Annotated in this window: 14 protein-coding genes; 10 read left to right on the top strand and 4 right to left on the bottom strand. The window is 71.2% G+C overall.

Annotated features, from left to right (window positions below):
• Positions 1-290 (top strand): acyl carrier protein (locus AB0M83_RS30690; protein WP_364522069.1); only part of this gene is annotated, 290 nt, incomplete at its 5' end.
• Here the strand turns inward: AB0M83_RS30690 and AB0M83_RS30695 are convergent.
• Together AB0M83_RS30695 and AB0M83_RS30700 are read right to left on the bottom strand one after the other, a co-directional pair.
• A complete protein-coding gene (locus AB0M83_RS30695; protein WP_364522071.1) occupies positions 287-1,099 on the bottom strand; it encodes a SigB/SigF/SigG family RNA polymerase sigma factor in 813 nt (270 codons plus the stop codon). The two genes, AB0M83_RS30690 and AB0M83_RS30695, sit on opposite strands and share 4 nt — an antisense overlap.
• A gap of 100 nt (positions 1,100-1,199) precedes the next feature.
• Positions 1,200-2,192, bottom strand: coding sequence for a hypothetical protein (locus AB0M83_RS30700; RefSeq protein WP_364522073.1), 993 nt, complete (start codon positions 2,190-2,192; stop codon positions 1,200-1,202).
• A gap of 306 nt (positions 2,193-2,498) precedes the next feature.
• On the opposite strand from AB0M83_RS30700, the gene AB0M83_RS30705 reads away from it, so the two are divergent.
• The 6 genes from AB0M83_RS30705 (at position 2,499) to AB0M83_RS30730 (ending at position 12,543) form a co-directional block, all read left to right on the top strand.
• Complete coding sequence (locus AB0M83_RS30705; protein WP_364522075.1) at positions 2,499-4,763, top strand: cellulase family glycosylhydrolase; 2,265 nt, start codon at positions 2,499-2,501, stop codon at positions 4,761-4,763.
• A gap of 29 nt (positions 4,764-4,792) precedes the next feature.
• Positions 4,793-6,607, top strand: a complete 1,815-nt coding sequence (locus tag AB0M83_RS30710) for a rhamnogalacturonan lyase (protein WP_364522077.1) — start codon at positions 4,793-4,795, stop codon at positions 6,605-6,607.
• A gap of 62 nt (positions 6,608-6,669) precedes the next feature.
• Positions 6,670-7,881: a helix-turn-helix domain-containing protein gene (locus tag AB0M83_RS30715; protein ID WP_364522079.1), complete on the top strand. Its 1,212-nt coding sequence runs from the start codon at positions 6,670-6,672 to the stop codon at positions 7,879-7,881.
• Positions 7,882-8,085: 204 nt separating this feature from the next.
• The gene (locus AB0M83_RS30720; protein ID WP_364522081.1) at positions 8,086-10,365 is read left to right on the top strand and encodes a molybdopterin cofactor-binding domain-containing protein; all 2,280 of its coding nucleotides are present in this window, start codon (positions 8,086-8,088) and stop codon (positions 10,363-10,365) included.
• Positions 10,366-10,374: 9 nt separating this feature from the next.
• The gene (locus AB0M83_RS30725) at positions 10,375-10,851 is read left to right on the top strand and encodes a (2Fe-2S)-binding protein (RefSeq protein WP_364522083.1); all 477 of its coding nucleotides are present in this window, start codon (positions 10,375-10,377) and stop codon (positions 10,849-10,851) included.
• A gap of 219 nt (positions 10,852-11,070) precedes the next feature.
• Positions 11,071-12,543 carry a SulP family inorganic anion transporter gene (locus tag AB0M83_RS30730; RefSeq protein WP_364522085.1) on the top strand — a complete coding sequence of 491 codons (1,473 nt, stop codon included), beginning with the start codon at positions 11,071-11,073 and terminating at the stop codon, positions 12,541-12,543.
• On the opposite strand, the gene AB0M83_RS30735 is transcribed toward AB0M83_RS30730, so the two are convergent.
• Positions 12,527-13,420, bottom strand: a complete 894-nt coding sequence (locus tag AB0M83_RS30735) for a LysR family transcriptional regulator (protein ID WP_364522087.1) — start codon at positions 13,418-13,420, stop codon at positions 12,527-12,529. The genes AB0M83_RS30730 and AB0M83_RS30735 overlap by 17 nt on opposite strands.
• Positions 13,421-13,498: 78 nt before the next feature.
• Between AB0M83_RS30735 and AB0M83_RS30740 the strand changes: the two genes are divergently transcribed.
• Both AB0M83_RS30740 and AB0M83_RS30745 read left to right on the top strand, forming a co-directional pair.
• Entirely contained in the window at positions 13,499-14,398 is a 900-nt protein-coding gene (locus AB0M83_RS30740; protein WP_364522089.1) for an EamA family transporter, read from the top strand.
• A gap of 156 nt (positions 14,399-14,554) precedes the next feature.
• Complete coding sequence (locus AB0M83_RS30745) at positions 14,555-15,007, top strand: NAD(P)H-binding protein (protein WP_364522091.1); 453 nt, start codon at positions 14,555-14,557, stop codon at positions 15,005-15,007.
• Here the strand turns inward: AB0M83_RS30745 and AB0M83_RS30750 are convergent.
• Positions 14,991-15,428: a hypothetical protein gene (locus AB0M83_RS30750; RefSeq protein ID WP_364522093.1), complete on the bottom strand. Its 438-nt coding sequence runs from the start codon at positions 15,426-15,428 to the stop codon at positions 14,991-14,993. The two genes, AB0M83_RS30745 and AB0M83_RS30750, sit on opposite strands and share 17 nt — an antisense overlap.
• Positions 15,429-15,801: 373 nt before the next feature.
• Here AB0M83_RS30750 and AB0M83_RS30755 point away from each other — a divergent pair.
• Positions 15,802-16,623: DUF222 domain-containing protein (locus AB0M83_RS30755; protein WP_364522096.1), on the top strand; the 822-nt coding region annotated here is incomplete at its 3' end.

The following is a 16,623-nucleotide window of genomic DNA, read 5'->3' on the forward strand; positions in this document are numbered from 1 at the left end:
CCGGCGCGCGCGCCGCCGCACCGCGTCCCGGCTGGCCGGAGAACCCGGCCGGACCGGAACTGCGCGAGCTGGTGCGCGCGGAGGTCGCGGCGGTACTGGGCCACCCGGACGCCGCGGTGATCGCCGACGACCGGCCGTTCCCCGAGCTCGGGTTCGATTCCCTCACGGTGATCGAGCTGCGCACCCGCCTCGCCGGGCTGTCGGGAACCGACCTGCCGGCCACGGTCGTCTTCGACCGGCCCACGGTCGCCGAACTGGCCGGCTACCTCGGGGAGCGGTCTCGTGGCTAGTCGGCGACGATGCGGTGGCGCAGCTGCTCGAGCGTCTTGGTCAGCAGCCGGGACACCTGCATCTGCGAGACGCCGACCCGCTCGGCGATCTGGCTCTGCGTGAGCTCTTCGACGAACCGCATCTCGATGATCGCGCGCTCCCGGGGCGGGAGGTTCGCCATCGCGGCCTGCAGCGTCAAGTGGTCGTCGGCCTTGCTGTACGGGGATTCGTGGTCGGCGAGCTGGTCGGCGACCGTGACGTGCTCGCCGCCGCGGGCGGGGGCGTCGAGGGACGCCGGCTTGTAGGCCTCCGCGGCGAGGAGTCCTTCTCGGACGGTCTCGACATCGATGTCGAGGTGCGCCGCCAGCTCGCTCGGTGTGGGGGAGCGGCCGAGGTCGTGGGCCAGCTCGCCGGTCGCCCGGGCCAGGTTCTGCTGCAGCTCCTTGAGCCCGCGGGGCACGCGCATCGACCAGGCGGTGTCGCGGAAGTGCCGGCGGACCTCGCCCATGATGGTCGGCACGGCGAAGGACAGGAAGTCGCGGCCCTTGCCCGGGTCGAAGCGGTCGACGGCGTGGATCAGGCCGGTCCGCGCGACCTGCACGAGGTCGTCGAACGACTCGCCGCGGCCGCCGAAGCGCTTGGCGATGTTCTCGGCGAGCTCGAGGTGCTCGGTGATCAGCCGGTCGCGCAGGTCGGTCCGCCGGGGGTCCTCTGCGGACAGCCGGCTGTGTTCGTCGAACAACGGAACGCAGTGGGCGAACTGGTTGGTCCGCCGGGGCGTGGGCGCGACTGGTGTCGCCGTGGGTCTCTCCGGTGCTCTGACAGCCATGGTGCCCACATACCCAAAGCTGTCCTGAATCACACGAACCAGTGATGGGGACGCCGGGCATTGGTGCACTCGGAGTAACGGAGGTTCGGCGGGCCGGCGGTCAGCTCCCGGCGCAGGGCAGCGTTCCCGCGCGCAGGGCGTGGCCGCCGTCGTTCCCGTCGTCCGCCCACACCACCGCCTTGCGCCCGGCGGAGCACGTCGACGGCGGGGCGATCGCGAACCCCTCGTTGTTGTAGTCGGGCATCTTCGCCGGCCGCGCGTAGGTCGCCGACACGGTGAACTTGCCGCCGACGATCTTCAGTGTCGCCGACCTGCCGTCGCAGGTGTCGTCGCAGACCGACCAGAGGCTGCCCGTCTCCGGGTCGAACTCCAGCTCCATGACCTGGGGGAACCCGGACGCGATGGTCGCCACGCGGGTGAACCCGCCACCCGCTTGGTCGAGCGCGTACGCGTAGATCTCGCCTTCGTCTTCGAGGCCGACGAAGTACAGGCCGGTGCCGTGGCCGGCGTAGGACGCCGGGTCGTAGAGCGCCTTCGTGTGCTCGTCGCGGAAGCCGCCTGCGGTCAGGAAGGCGTCCGGGACCCAGGTGATGCCCTCGAAGCCGCCGTTGTCGCCGACGCCGGGAAGGTCGCCGGTGAGGTCCCACTCCGCGACCGCGTCGAGCGCCTTCGCCGGCGAGCCGGTGTCGAACCGCAGCACCTTCAGCAGGCTGCCGTCCTCGTCGTTGTCACGCTCGGTAGCGGCGAACACGCCGTCCGGCGTGGCCACCACGCCCTCGGCGTCCGGGTCGCCGCTGCCGCCCCGGTAGTGCAGCTCCTTCCCGGACGGCCAGCCGCTGTCCGGGGTCCAGGTGCTGCCCTGCCGGACGAGCCGGTACAGGGTGCCGGGGCCGTTCTTGACCGCCCACAGCACGTCGGCGCCCTCGAACGAGAGCCCACTGAGGTTTTCGCCGAAGACGCCGGCGGAGTCGGCGACCGTGACGGCCGGATCGCCGGGCCACTTCGCCGCCGCGGCGGCCTGCGCGCTGCCGGGTGCGGCGAGCAGCGCCGAAAGAAGGATTGCGGGGGCGGCGAATCGAGGGGAGATGCGCACGTCGGGCTCCTGAAGGCCGAAGGGGCGGGCGGCGCGGCGTCGTCAAGAATGATCTTGACGCAGGCGACTGTACCCACCGCGGGCACCGGGCACATCCTCCGAACGGACTGGGCCGTTCGAGATCGGTCGCCACCCCTTCGCCGTGCCGGTCGGGCGCCGACCAACCATCCACTGTGGACTGAAAGCGCTTTCGACGACGTGGTCGAATCGCCCGATACTTTCGCGAAGGTGGCCGAGCCGTTACACTCCCGTGCTGGGAGCGCTCCCAGGTCGACTGTCCCTGTCGTATTTCTCCAGGAGGTCGGTATGACCCGGCGTTTTCTCCGGGCGCTCGTGGTCGGCTTGCTCTTCGCCGCCTGCTTCGTCGCCCTGCCGCACACCAGAAGCACCGCAGCCGCCGCGCCCACGCGGATCATGGCCCTCGGCGACTCCATCACCGGTTCGCCCGGGTGCTGGCGCGCGCTGCTGTGGAAGCACCTGCAGGACACCGGCCACACGGGTGTCGACTTCGTCGGGACGCTCCCCGCCCAGGGCTGTGGCTTCACCTACGACGGCGAGAACGAAGGCCACGGCGGATTCCTCGCCACCGGCATCGCGCGCGACAACCAGCTGCCCGGCTGGCTCTCGGCCGGCCACCCGGACATCGTCCTGATGCACCTGGGCACCAACGACGTCTGGAACAACCTCCCGGCGAGCACGATCCTCGACGCCTACACCACGCTGCTCGGCCAGATGCGTGCGAGCAACCCGGCGACGAAGCTCGTCGTCGCGAAGATCATCCCGATGAACCCGGCCAACTGCGCCGCCTGCGCCCAGCGGGTGGTCGACCTGAACGCCGCCATCCCCGCGTGGGCCCAGGCGCACAGCACCGCCGCGTCGCCGATCACCGTCGTCGACCAGTGGACCGGGTTCGACACCGCCGCCGACACCACCGACGGCGTGCACCCGAACGGCACCACCGGCATCCAGAAGATGGAAAGCCGCTGGTACCCGGCTCTGCTCGCGGCCCTGCCCACCGCCACGGCGGCCGCGGGCCTGCACGTCAGCGGCACCCAGGTCGTCGAAGCGAACGGCGCGGCCTTCGTGATGCGCGGCGTGAACCACCCGTACGCCTGGTACCCGACTCGGACCGGCGCCTTCGCGGACATCAAGTCCTTCGGTGCCAACACCGTGCGCGTCGTGCTCGGCAGCGGCCAGCGGTGGGGGCCGACCTCGGCGGCCGAAGTCGCGAACGTCGTCTCGCTGTGCAAGCAGTCCCGGCTGATCTGCGTGCTGGAAGCGCACGACACCACCGGCTACGGCGAGGAGAGCGCGGCTGCGAGCCTGGACCAGGCCGCGAGCTACTGGATCAGCGTCGCCAGTGCCCTGAAAGGCCAGGAAAACCACGTCGTCATCAACCTGGGCAACGAGCCGTTCGGCAACAACCAGCAGGTGAGCGCGACCTGGGCGAGCGCGACGAGCAACGCGATCACCCGGTTGCGCGGCGCCGGCCTGCAGCACCTGCTGATGGCCGACGCGCCGATGTGGGGTCAGGACTGGCAGAACATCATGCGCGACAACGCGGCCTCGGTGCTCGCCGCCGACCCGCAGCACAACACGGTGTTCTCCATCCACATGTACGGCGTCTACGACACCGCGGCCGAGATCACCGCGTACTTCGACGCCTTCCGCACCGCCGGCCTCCCGCTGGTGGTGGGGGAGTTCGGGAACATGCACACCGACGGCAACCCGGACGAGGACACGATCATGGCCGAGGCACAGGCCCGGGGCCTCGGTTACCTCGGCTGGTCGTGGAGCGGCAACAGCAGTGACGTCGCCTACCTCGACCTGGTCAACAACTTCGATCCCGCCAGTTTGACGGCCTGGGGAGAGCGCTTTCTGAACGGTGCGAACGGCGTCCGCCAGACCTCGAAGGAAGCCACGATCTACGGCGGGGGCACCACGGACACCGTGGCGCCGACGACACCCGGCACGCCGGCCGCCTCGGCCGTGACGGCCACCGGCGCCACACTGACCTGGAGCGCTTCGACGGACAACGTCGGCGTCACCGGCTACGACGTCCTCCGGGCCACCGGGAGCGGCGCGTTCGGCCAGGTCGGCTCGACCGGCTCGGCCACGTTCACCGACACCGGCCTGACCGCGTCGACGAGTTACCGGTACCAGGTGCGGGCCCGCGACGCCGCCGGGAACGTCTCGGCGAACTCCGCGGCCGCCACGGTGACGACCAGCGCGGGCGGTGGCACCGGGACGTGCAAGATCGGCTACTCCGCGCCCGCCTGGGGCGGAGGTACCGGCTTCACCGCCTCCGTGACGATCACCAACACGGGCCCGAGCACGCTCAGCGGCTGGACCCTCGCCTTCACCTACACCGCCGGCCAGCGCGTGACCCTGCCCGGCTGGGGCGCGACCTTCGCGCAAACCGGCGGCGCGGTCACCGCCACCAACCTGGCCTGGAACGGCACGCTGGCCCCGAACGCGTCGACCGGCATCGGCTTCAACGGCACGTCCAGCGGGTCCAACCCCGCGCCGGCCTCGTTCACCCTCAACGGCAGCACCTGCACGACCGGCTGAGTCCGTCCACTTCAGACAAGGAGAGCAGCATGTTCACGCTGAGTCGCAGGCTGATCGTGGGCGCGGTGGGCGTCCTGGTGGTGGGGCTGACCCCGGCCACCGCGGCGGGGGAGCCCGCGCCGACGTTCGACAAGCTGAACCGCGGGGTGGTGAGCGTCCACACCGCGGTGGGGAACCAGGTCGGCTGGCGGCTGCTGGCCGACGACCCCGCGGGCGTGACGTTCGCCGTCTACCGGGATGGCACGAGGGTGACCCGGACCCCGGCCGGCGGGCCGACCGGCTTCCTGGACGCCGGCGCTCCCGCCGGTGCCCAGTACACCGTGCGCGCCGTCGTCGGCGGTGTCGAGCGGATGACGGCCTTCGCCGCCGAGGATTCGCTGACGCTCGACGCCACGGCCGCGGCGAGCACCCGGGACGTCCCGATCCAGCTCCCGCCGGGCGGCACGACGCCGTCCGGGGAGAGCTACACCTACAGCGCCAACGACGCGAGCGTCGGCGACCTGGACGGCGACGGCCAGTACGAGCTCGTCCTGAAGTGGGATCCGAGCAACGCCAAGGACAATTCGCAGTCCGGCTACACCGGGAACGTCTACGTCGACGCCTACCGGCTGGACGGCACCCGGCTCTGGCGGATCGACCTGGGCCGCAACATCCGCGCCGGCGCGCACTACACGCAGTTCCAGGTCTTCGACTACGACGGCGACGGGCGGGCCGAGGTCGCCATGAAGACCGCCGACGGCACGCGGTCCGGCACCGGGCAGGTCATCGGCAACGCGAGCGCGGACTACCGCAACTCGAGCGGCTACGTCCTTTCCGGACCGGAGTTCCTGACGATGTTCAACGGTCAGACCGGGGCCGCAATGTCCACCGTGAACTACGATCCGCCGCGCGGCACCGTGTCGTCGTGGGGTGACAGCTACGGCAACCGGGTCGACCGGTTCCTCGCCGGCACGGCCTACCTGGACGGCTCGCACCCGAGCCTGATCATGTCCCGCGGCTACTACACCCGGACCGTGATCGCGGCCTGGGACTTCCGGGGCGGCGCGCTGACCGAGCGGTGGAAGTTCGACTCCAACTCCGCCGGCTCGCAGTACGCGGGTCAGGGCAACCACCAGCTGGCCGTCGCGGACGCGGACGGCGACGGCCGCGACGAGATCGTCTTCGGCGCCATGGCGATCGACGACAACGGCAGTCCACTGTGGAACACCCGGCTCGGCCACGGCGACGCCCTGCACGTCGGTGACCTGATCCCGAGCCGGCCGGGCCTGGAAGAGTTCAAAGTGGACGAAGACACCTCGAAGCCGGCCGCCTGGATGGCCGACGCGAAGACCGGGCAGGTCATCTGGCAGAACGCGTCGTGCTCCTGCGACAACGGACGCGGGGTGTCGGACGACGTCTACGCCGGCAGTCCCGGCGCCGAGTCGTGGTCGTCCGCGGTGTCCGGCCTGCTGAACACGAGCGGGCAGAACATCGGGCGCAAGCCGTCTTCGGCGAACTTCGTCATCTGGTGGGACGGCGACGCCCAGCGCGAGCTGCTGGACGGCACCCACATCGACAAGTACGGCACCAGCGCCGACACCCGGCTGCTCACCGCGTCCGGGGTGCACGCGAACAACGGCACGAAGAGCACCCCGTCGCTGCAGGCGGACCTGTTCGGCGACTGGCGCGAGGAGGTCGTCTGGCCGACGTCGGACAACCGGGCGCTGCGGATCTACTCGACGACGGACGCGACGAGCATCTCGCACGTCTCGCTGATGCAGGACCGCCAGTACCGGGAGGCGGTGGCGTGGCAGAACACCGCGTACAACCAGCCGCCGCACCCGAGCTTCACCCTCGCGAGGTAAGCGGAAATCGAGGTGGCGACGTAGGCTGACGCGCCGGCGGGAGCGCGACAGTGGTGGTGCGGATGGGCGAGACGCGGGCGGCGGCCCGGGACACCGCGTGGTCACTGGCCGCCAGGGTGCTGGACGAGCTGGACGGGCTCACCGGCGCCCTGGTCGCCGTCATCGTCGAGCAGAACCCCGGCTACCAGGTGGCCGACGTCGTGCCCGGCGACGACCTCTGGCGCTCCTGCCACGACAACCTCCGCCGGGTCCTGCAGCTGATCGGCCGCGGCGCGGGGACCGACGAAGACCTCTACGACGCGGCGAAGGAGACCGGACGGCGCCGCGCCGAACAGCAGCTCCCGCTGGACGACGTCCTGCGCTCCTTCCGGATCGGCGGGCGGCTGGTCTGGCAGGCCCTGACCGAGAAGGCCCGGGCGACCGGGTACGTCAACAACGAGGCGATGCTCGACCTCGCGACCCGGGTGTGGGAGGTCGTCGACGCCACCTCGGCCCAGGTGGCGCTGGCCTACCACGTGGCGGAGCGGAGCTTCGTCCGCGCGGACGAGCAGCGGCGCGCGTCGCTCTGGGAAGGGCTGCTGCAGGGCCGGGCGGCCGACGCGGGGTTCGCCTACGAGGCCGGCCGGGCGTTGCGCCTGCCGATTTCGGGGCCCTACGTCGTCGTCGCGGCCGCGGGTCCCGGCGACACCGCCTTCACCGAGCCGCTCGGCTCCGCGCTGGAGGACCTCGGCTCCGCGTCGGCCTGGCAGTCCCGCGCCGACGTGCTGGTCGGCCTGGTTTCGCTGCCGGGCCGCGAGGTGGCGGCCGCCGTCGACGCGATCGGGTCCGTGCTGACCGTGCCGGCCGGCGTGTCCCTGGTCGTCGACGGGCTGGCTGCCGTGCACACGGCGTACCGCCAGGCGGTGCTCGCGATGCGGACGGTGCCGCCGGGCCGGGCCGACGTGGTGTGCCTGGCCGAACGGCTGCCCGAAGCGCTGCTGCTCAGCTCGCCCGAGCTGACGGAGTCACTGCAGCAGAACTGGCTGGGTGGCCTGCTGGACCTGCGTTCAGTCGAGCGCGGCCCGCTGCTGGAGACCCTCACGACGTGGGTGCGGACGGGCGGCTCGGCGACCCGTTCGGCACAGGCGCTGCACTGCCACCGCAACACCGTGCTCAACCGGATCCACCGGATCGAAGAGCTGACCGGCCGGTCACTGACCGGCGGCGACCTGGCGCTGGAGCTCGCCCTGGTCGTCCGCGCACTGCCCTTCCTCCCGCCACCGCGCGTGCCGTGACCGGCACCCGCTGTGCACAGTGCACAACGACACTAGGCCAAATGTAGGCACTCAGATCCTTCATTCGGTGGCGTGATGTGTGTAACACTCCGGCCCGGCGGTGCTCAGGCCCGCGCTTCTCCCACACCGTCGTTCGAGAGGTCCCAGCCGCTCATGCCCGAACAAGACCCTTCCCTCCCACCACCCGGGTCCGAACCGCGCTCCATGGCCCGTCGCCGCTTCCTCGGGTTCGTGCTCGCCGCGCCGACGCTCGCCGTCGCCGCGCAGGTCGGCGGCGCGGAGCTGGCGCCGAGCAAGGCCGCCGCCGCGATCCCGTCACTGCCCCAGCCCGAGGACATCTTCGACCTCGGCGACCTGCAGAACCTCGCCGCGCTGCCGACGTCCGGCCTGATCAGCGTGCAGATCGGCGCCGACGGCCGGGCCGCGTTCGCCGTGCCGCGCGCCGAGGTCGGCCAGGGGATGACCACCGCCGTCGCGATGATGATCGCCGAGGAGCTCGACCTCCCGCTGGACCAGATCGACGTCACGCTGGCCGACGCGCGGCCCGAGCTGCTGATGAACCAGCTGACCGGCGGCTCCAACTCGATGCGCAGCATCTACACACCGGTCCGGACCGCCTCGGCGATCGCCCGGCAGCGGTTGATCGCCGCCGCGGCCGCGAAGTGGGGCGTCCCGGCGTCGCAGCTGACGACGTCCGGCGGCGTCGTGCACGGCTCCGGCGGCCGCACGGCGAGCTACGGCTCCCTCGCGAAGGCCGCCGCCTCCGCCACCACGATCAGTGTCGCCGCGACGCTCAAGCCGCAGTCGCAGTTCAAGGTGCTCGGCACGCCGCAGAACCGCCTGGACGCCCACGCCGCCGTCACCGGCCGCAAGCAGTTCACCCTCGACCTCGACGTCCCGGGCGCCCTCCCGACCATGGTCGCGCGGCCGCCCACGATCAACGGCACCCCACGCGCGATCCTCAACGCGGCCGAGGTCAAGGCGATGCCCGGGATCACCGACGTCGCCGCGATCTCGCACGGCGTCGCGGTCCGCGGCCGCACGTTCGGCCAGTGCATCGACGCGATCCGGGCGCTGAAGGTGACTTGGGGCGCGGGCACCGTCGACGGCGAGTCCGACGCCACCGTGCTCAAGAAGCTCAAGGCCGCGCAGCTGCCGATGGCCGTGCCCGGCCTGCTCGACCAGTACCTCGACGCGGAGTTCACCTTCGCCGCCGCCAGCAACAGCCCGCTGGAGACCGGCTCCGCGATCGCCGACGTCCGCGCGGACCGCGCGGAGATCTGGTCGTGCCTGAAGGTGCCGATCGTCGCCCAGGAGGAGATCGCCAAGCTGCTGGGGCTGCCGCAGGACGCGGTGACGGTGCACGTCACCCAGGGCGGCGGGTCGTTCGGCCGGCACCTGTTCCACGACGCGGCGGCCGAGGCGGCGGAGGCGTCGCAGAAGATGGGCAAGCCGGTCAAGCTGATGTGGTCGCGCACCGACGACTTCCGGCAGGGGCGCATCCACCCGATGTGCGTCTCGCGGGTCCGGGCGACCTACTTGCTCGGCAACGTCATCAGCTTCGAACAGCGCCACACGAGCGTGCAGACGGAGTTCAGCCACGGGCTCGGCGAGATGATCACCTCGACCGCGGCGAAGCTCCCGATCGCCGGCAACCTCAGCTTCGCCGAGTCGATCTTCCTGCTGAGCCAGTCCTCGCCGTACAACTTCGGCGTCACCACCCAGCTGCTCAACGAGATCCCGCTGAAGTTCAACACGGGCAGCATGCGCAACATCTACTCGCCCAACGTGGTCACCGCCGAAGAGCTCGTCGTCGACCAGCTGGCGAAGAAGTTCGGCAAGGACCCGGTCGCGTTCCGCCGCGAGTTCCTCAAGGACGACCGGCTGCGCGCGGTGCTGGACAAGGCCGTCCAGGTGGGGAACTGGGGCCGTTCGCTGCCCGCCGGGGTGGCGCAGGGGATCGCGCTGCACTCGGAGTACCGCGGCGCGGTCGCGGTGCTGGTGGAGATCGACTGCCGGCCGGAGACGGTCAACCGCAAGGTCCGCGACGGCGTCACCGGCCCGCGCGTGACGAAGGCGCTCGTGGTCGTCGACCCCGGCTTCGCGATCAACCCCCGCGGCCTCGAGGCGCAGATGATCGGCGGGCTCAACGACGGCATCGCGATGTGCCTCACCTCCAGCATCCACATCAAGGACGGGCTCCCGCTGGAAGGCAGCTGGGACAACTACTTCTACACGCGCGAGTGGAACACCCCGCCCGAGACGCAGGTCGTGATCATGCCGAACACCTCGTCCAGTCCCAGTGGCGCGGGTGAGCTCGCGGTGGCGCCGTCGTTCGCCGCCGTCGCCTGTGCCTACGCCCGCGCGGTCGGCAAGATGCCGACGTCGTTCCCGATCAACCACGGCACGCTCTCCTTCGAGCCCCTGCCCGTGCAGCCGTCCACGCCGCCGTCGCCCACCGACGGCCTCGACCACGCCTACTAGGAGCGCGCCGTGCCACAACAAACATTCAGGGTCAACGGCCGCGTGGTCACCGTCGACGCCGACGACGACCTCCGGCTGCTGTGGGTCCTGCGCGACCTGCTGGGCATCAACGGCCCGAAGTACGGCTGCGGGCTCGACGTCTGCAAGGCGTGCACCAGCCACATCAACGGCAAGGCGTTCAACCCGTGCTCGGTGCGCGTGGCCGACATCAAGGACACCGACGAGATCACGACGATCGAAGGCCTGCCCGCGACGGTGGGCAAGGACCTGCACCCGATGCAGGAGGCGTGGCTGGACATGGATGTCGCCCAGTGCGGCTACTGCCAGCCGGGCCAGATCATGGCGGCGGTGGCCAAGGTCCGCCAGGCCCGCGCGGCGGGCCGGGACATCACCGACGCCGACCTGGACGAGATCCGCAACATCTGCCGCTGCGGGACCTACGCCCGGATCCGCGAGGCGGTGAAGGCGGGCGCGGAGAAGATGTGACCCCGGTGATCGAAGGGTCGACACGGCGGCGGTGCCGTGTCGACCCTCCGATCACGTGAGTCGGCTCTTCAATCACGCGTGCTGACCCTTCGATCACGCCGGTTCCGCGTGATCCGGCCCTCATCGGACACGGGCGGCTCCGGCCGGGCGGACGGCTCACCTCTAGCGTGAGGATTCGCGGCGGGCCCGCCGCCCGCGCCTAGCACGTCTGGATCCCTCGTGTTCTCCGTTCTCCCCGCCCGGCCCGCCTGGCTGTCGCCGAAGGTCGCGCGCACCGAGATCCTCGCCGGCCTGGTCGTCGCGCTGGCGCTGATCCCGGAAGCGATCTCGTTCTCGATCATCGCCGGGGTCGACCCGAGCATCGGCCTGTTCGCCTCCTTCACCATGGCCGTGGTGATCTCCGTCGTCGGCGGCCGCGCGGCGATGATCTCCGCGGCCACCGGCGCGATCGCGCTCGTCGTCGCGCCCCTGGCCCGCGAGCACGGCCTGGGCTACCTGGTCGCGACCGTGATCCTCGGCGGGCTGTTCCAGATCGTGCTCGGCTCGCTCGGCGTCGCGAAGCTCATGCGGTTCGTGCCGCGCAGCGTCATGGTCGGCTTCGTCAACGCGCTGGCGATCCTCATCTTCCTGGCCCAGGTGCCGGCGCTGATCGACGTGCCGTGGCCGGTCTACCCGCTCTTCACGGCCGGCCTGGTGATCATGGTGTTCTTCCCGAAGCTCACCCGGGCGGTGCCGGCGCCGCTGGTGGCCATCGTGGCGCTCACCGCGCTGACGGTCGCGGCGGGCATCAGCGTCCCGACGGTCGGCGACAAGGGCGCGCTGCCGTCGTCGCTGCCGGTGCCGGGCCTCCCGGACGTCCCGTTCACCTGGGACACGCTGACGCTGCTCGCGCCCTACGCGCTCGCGTTCGCGCTGGTCGGCCTGATGGAGTCGCTGATGACCGCCAAGCTGGTCGACGACATCACCGACACCCGCTCGAACAAGACCCGCGAAGCCATCGGCCAGGGCATCGCCAACGTCGTCACCGGGATCTTCGGCGGCATGGGCGGCTGCGCGATGATCGGCCAGACGATGATCAACGTCCGGACGGCCGGCGCCCGCACCCGGCTCTCGACGTTCCTCGCCGGGACCTTCCTGATGATCCTGTGCATCGTGTTCGGCCCGGTCGTCTCCGACATCCCGATGGCCGCGCTCGTGGCGGTGATGGTGCTGGTCGCGTTCGGCACCTTCGACTGGCACAGCATCGCGCCGGCGACGCTCAAGCGGATGCCGGCCGGCGAGATCACCGTCATGGTCGCGACGGTCGCGATCGTGGTGGCGACGAGCAACCTGGCGATCGGCGTGGTCGCCGGCAGCATCACGGCGATGGTCATCTTCGCCCGCCGCGTCGCCCGCCTGGTCGACGTCACCGCGGCCGGCGACGGTTCCCGGGTCGTGTACACGGTGACCGGCGAGCTGTTCTTCGCCTCCAGCAACGACCTCGTCTCGCGGTTCGACTACGCCGGCGACCCGGACAGCGTGGTCATCGACCTCACCGACGCCCACATCTGGGACGCCTCCACCGTCGCCGCCCTGGACGCGGTCACCGCGAAGTACGCCGACCGCGGCAAGTCCGTGGAGATCACCGGGCTGAACGCGCCCAGCGCGACCATGCACGGCCGCCTTTCCGGCGAGCTCACCGGGAGCCACTGACCGCCGCGGCGTCGATGCCCAGCAGCGCGACGAAAGCACTCGCCGCCGGGGTCGGGTTCGCCGCCGCCCAGATGACGTACTCGACGCGGGCCGGGGCGTCGGTGATCTCGATCGTCACCACGCCCGTCAGCTGCGGCGCGTACCCGGACGGCAGCATCGCCACGCCCAGGCCCGGGCCGACCAGCCGCGCGATGTAGTCCGCGCTGGTCACCTCGTAGGCGACCTCGCGGTCCAGGCCCGCCGCCGCGAACGCCTGATCGGACTGCGCCCGCCCGGCCGTGCCCGCCGGGAGGTCGACGAACACCTCCGACGCCAGGCGCCGCAGCTCGACCGTCGTTTCGCCGGCCAGCGGGTGGTCGGGGGCCACCACCGCGATGAGGTGGCCGCGAGCCAGCTCGTGCACGGCGACGCCGCTCGGGCGCGCCGTCGTGGGCAGGCCGAGGAACGCCACGTCGAGGACGCCGTCGCGGACCTGCTCGATCAGGTCGTCGCTCGCGCCGACCCGGAGGCTGATGCGCACCGGCGGGAACCGGTCGTGGAACTCGCGCAGCGCGGCCGGGACGTCGGCCGCGGTGACCGTGGGGATCAGCCCGACGGCGAGCCGCCCGCGCACCTCGCCCACCGCGGCCGCGACCTCGGCCGCCGCCCGCTCAGCCGCGTCGAGGCACTGGCGCGCGGCCGGCAGGAACGCCTCGCCCGCCGGCGTCAGCCGCACCCGGCGGCTGGTCCGGTCGAACAGCCGCGCGCCGAGCTCCCGCTCCAGCCGCGCGACCTGGTGGCTCAGCGCCGACTGGACGACCAGGCACCGCTCGGCGGCGCGGGTGAAGCTGGACGTCTCGGCGATCGCGACGACGTACCGCATCTGCTGGAGTTCCACCCAGTCATCTTGGATCACGATCGCTGCGGTGACCAACATGTATTGGACTCATCAATCGCTCTGCGCTGGAATTTCGGTATGACAAGCCAGCTCGTGCGCGAAAGCCGCCACGTGGACCTGCCGCGCGTCGCGCTCACGGCGTTCGCGCCCGCGGTGTGGGGCACCACCTACGTCGTCACCACCGAGTTCCTCCCCGCCGGGCACCCGCTGTTCGCCGGCCTGCTCCGGGCTCTCCCGGCCGGGCTCGTCGCGCTCGCGCTGACCCGGAAGCTGCCGCGCGGAGCGTGGTGGGGGAAGGCCGCCGCGCTCGGCGTGCTCAACATCGGCCTGTTCCTGCCGCTGCTGTTCATCGCCGCCCAGCGGCTGCCCGGCGGGGTCGCCGCGACCCTGGCCGCCGCGCAGCCGCTCGTGGTCGCCGTCCTGTCCGTGGCCGTGCTCCGCGAACGCCTGTCGGGGTGGCGGCTGGCTTGGGGCGTCGTGGGGATGGCCGGGGTCGGGCTGGTGGTGATCGGGCCGGCGGCGGCGTTCGACGGCGCCGGCGTCGCGGCGGGTCTCGGCGGCGCGGTCACGATGGCGCTCGGCGTGACGCTGACGAAGCGCTGGGGACGGCCCGCCGGGGTCGGCCCGACCGCGTTCGCCGGGTGGCAGCTCACCGCGGGTGGCCTGTTCCTGCTGCCGCTGACCGTCGTCTTCGAAGGTGCACCACCCTCGATCGACGGCGACGCGGTGCTCGGCTACGTCTGGCTCGGGCTGGTGGGCGGATTGCTCGCGTACGCCCTGTGGTTCCGCGGCGTCACCACGCTGCCGGTCGCGTCGGTGGCCGTGCTGGCGCTGCTGTCGCCGCTGGTCGCGGCCGTCCTCGGCGCGGTCGTCCTGCACCAGACACTCGGCCCGGTCCAGCTCGCCGGGTTCGCGTTGGCGCTGGCCGCGCTCGTCGCCGGCCAGCTTCCGTTGAGCAGGAAAGGAAATCCCTCGTGAAGATCGTCATCGTCGGCGCGGCCGGCATGGTCGGCTCCCGCGTCCTCACCGAAGCCGCCGGGCGCGGCCACGACGTCCTCGCGATCGTGCGGACGCGCCGGCCCGGATGTCCCCGATGTCCCGGTCGTCGAGGCCGACGCCGGCGACCCGGAGCGGATGGCCACGCTGTTCGCCGGAGCCGACGCGATCGTGGCGGCGGCGCGTCCGGCACCGGGGGAGGAGCACACCGTGGCCACCACGACGACGGCGTTGCTCGACGCGGCGGGCACCCGCATCCTCGTGGTCGGCGGCGCGGCCCCGCTCCGGGTCCCCGGCGGCGGCCTGGTGCTCGACTACCCGCGGTACGTCCCACCCGAGTACCGCGCCATCGCCTCGGCGAGTGCCGCGCAGCTCGAGGTCTGCCGCGCGCACCCGGCCGACTGGGTCTACCTGAGCCCGCCGGCGGTGCTGGAGCCCGGATCGCGCACCGGGGTGTATCGCCGCGGCACCACGACGCTCCTCGTACGACCGGACGGAAGTTCCCGCATCTCGGCCGAAGACCTCGCCGCCGCGGTCGTGGACGAGCTCGAGAACCCGGGCCCGGACCGGCACTTCACGGTCGGCTATTGAGCTTGGTTTCGCACCGGACGAGCGGCGCGGCCTCGGTGCCGGAAGCAACGCAGTCGACGCCCTTCCCGGGCCCGGGAACGGGGTAGGCGAAGACGGTCGGCGCATCGCTGTCCCGGCCGACGGAGAACTTCACGACGGTCGGCGTCCGGGAACCGCTGCCGTGCAGGCTTTTCGAGTAGTACGCGGTGTGCGGTCCGATGGTGGTGCTCGTGCCTTCGCCGTCGTCGTCCAGTTCGCGCACGTTCAGCACGTAGTCCCCGGAGGTGTACTTGCCCTGGCCCTCATGCCCGGCTTCGGCCGGCGTCGCACTGACGACCTCCGGCGCGACGGGATCGGCGGCGGTGGCCATGACGGTGGCCCCGACGGTGACGACAGCGGCCGCGACGGCGATGACTCCGGCCCTTCTGGTGCGCAACTCCATGCGTGCCTCCCTCGGTCCCTCTTCACGATCAAGCTAGGGGAGTCGGGCGTCGGTCACCTCGGCCGAAGGTACCGGGGGCCTCGTCCTTTCGGCCGAGGTTCGGTGTCTTGGCGTGAACTGGGGCTGTGGTCCGCCGCAGCTTGGGGTTGTCGGGTGCTCCGGGCGTCGATGATGCCTCGAGGTCGCGCAGCGGTCTACGTGGTCGAGTTTTCAAGATGCGGCTTCGCCGGGGCGTGGGAAATCGGCGCTTCTTGTACTTGCTTGCCGCTCGGTGCGAGAGCGCCGATTCCCCACGCAACGGTGTCCCTGCCGAGGTCTTGTTCGGCACCTGATCGAGTGATGACATACGTTCGATCTTCGGTAATCTTGTTGTGTGGACAGGGAAACGGTGTGGCAAGCAGACGCGGTGGCCTTGGCCGACCGTGTCTCCGCGCTGCTCACCGTTGTGCGGTCTGCCGAGGCCGAAATCGGTACTCTGCTCGCGGAAATCGAGTCGCGTGGTGTGATGGAGTTGTTCGGATACCGTTCCGTCGCACGGCTCTTCGAGCACCTCGCAGACGTTCCCAAGTCCGCCGCCGAGACCGTGGTGAAGCGAGCCCGCGCCCTCACTCCGAGCCGCACCCTGGATGGCACTCCCATTCCCGCTGTTGCTCCCGCCACCGGCGCTGCTGCTGCGGAGGGTCAGTTGAGCAGCCCGATGATCGACACGATCGTCGGGGTGATGACGCAGATCCCGCCCGAGCACCGCGAGGACGCCGAGCAGCACCTGCTTACGTTCGCCTCCGAAGCCGGGCACAAGCAAGTCGCCGCCCTGGGCGCCCGAATACTGGCCCACCTCGACCCCGACGGTGCCGAACCGGACGAGACTGAACCGGCCACGCCGAGTCGCGAGTTGTTGTTGCGTCGCAAGAGAACCGGGTTCTGGGAGCTGAACGGCCGCTTCGATGACGAGACCGGTGCTCGAGCCAGCGCCCTGTTCGACGCTCTCGCCGAGCGCCACAGCACCGACGAGGGCCCGGATTTACGTTCGCCGTTGGAGCGCTACGGCGACGCGTTCTCCGACGCGATCGACCTGGCCTACAACTCTCCAGACCTGCCGATGCAAGCCGGTGAGCGAGCCCACGTGATGGTGGCGGTGTCATTGGCAGACCTGAAGTCGAGCATCAGCCAGGCCATGTTCGGCGACACCGCAACC

The sequence above is a fragment of the Amycolatopsis sp. NPDC051106 genome, assembly GCF_040682775.1.
Lineage (GTDB): Bacteria > Actinomycetota > Actinomycetes > Mycobacteriales > Pseudonocardiaceae > Amycolatopsis.